Here is a 250-nt window from a genome sequence, read left to right as displayed (position 1 = left end):
TGGAGCGAACAAGAGCGCGCCCATGTAGAGAACTTTTTAAGCCTAAGCGTAGTAGGCGGACATGTAAGTATTAAACACAAGTTAGAGATGATAGCTAAACAGCTAGAAGTTGATGAGTTTATATTTACCAATGATGTATTCGATAGTGAAAAACGCCACCGTGCACTCGAAATTTTAATGGAAATAAAACACTAGAATATAGTTAGTTAAGCAAGCGTACACCCTGGGCTTGTTAACATACAGACATCAT

Annotated in this window: 1 pseudogene; it reads left to right on the top strand. The window is 38.4% G+C overall.

Annotation, left to right across the window (positions count from 1 at the left end):
• Positions 1-195: pseudogene (locus tag H5122_RS20080) on the top strand (LLM class flavin-dependent oxidoreductase); the annotation flags it as partial.
• Positions 196-250: the final 55 nt, after the last annotated feature.

Origin of the sequence: Pseudoalteromonas sp. SG43-8, assembly GCF_014164245.1 — a bacterium.
Taxonomy (GTDB): Bacteria; Pseudomonadota; Gammaproteobacteria; order Enterobacterales; family Alteromonadaceae; genus Pseudoalteromonas; species Pseudoalteromonas distincta.
Note: the sequence above shows the minus strand (reverse complement) of the source record. Positions and strands in the feature narration are given on the sequence as shown.